Origin of the sequence: Spirulina sp. CCY15215 (assembly GCF_016888125.1) — a bacterium.
Lineage (GTDB): Bacteria > Cyanobacteriota > Cyanobacteriia > Cyanobacteriales > Spirulinaceae > CCY15215.
Window position 1 is genome coordinate 1 of the sequence record NZ_JACSWA010000085.1, and the last position, 732, is coordinate 732.

Here is a 732-nt window from a genome sequence, read left to right on the forward strand (position 1 = left end):
CCTACGGGAAATTATCAAAGTTGTACAAGGAGAAGAAATTACACTTTAGACCCAAACCACCATCTTACCGAAAGAAAGGAGGCATGGCAGTTGTTAGCTATCCCTCTCGATGGGTCAAATTGAAAGATGGGCAATTAAAATTCACCCTTGGCAATCAGGTTAAGGCATGGTTTGGAATCGATAATTTTCTCTTACCCATGCCTTCAAATCTGGATTATAAATCAATCAAAGAGTATCGAATACTTCCCAGAAATGGATGTTTTTATATTGAGTTTGTTTACCAACAGCCAGACATTGAACCTGTTGAAGCGAATGGAAATGTCTTAGGAATTGACCCCGGATTAAATAATTGGATTACGGGAGTATCCAATACGGGAAAATCCTTCATTATTGATGGAAAAAAGGTCAAATCTCAGAATCATTGGTACAACAAGCAGGTTGCTAAAATCAAGACAGGAAAGCCACAAGGATACTGGGATGAAGAACTCGCCGAGTTAGCCGAAAAACGTAACCGTCAAATGAGAGACAATATTAATAAAGCCGCAAGGTTCATTATTAATTGGTGTCTCAGTAATAATATTAGTAATGTCGTCTTTGGTTGGAATCAGTTCAATAAAGATGGGATTAATATCGGCAAAAAGAACAATCAAGAATTCGTGCAAATTCCCACAGCAAAGTTGAAAGATAGAATATCTCAACTTTGTCAACAGTACGGAATTAACTTTATCGAGA

The 732-nt window shown here is 37.4% G+C and carries 1 protein-coding gene; it reads left to right on the top strand.

Features of this window, described 5'->3' with window-relative positions; translation table 11 throughout:
- Positions 1-732, top strand: a 732-nt coding sequence (locus JUI58_RS00370; RefSeq protein ID WP_348539802.1) for a transposase, incomplete at both ends; no start/stop codon positions are given.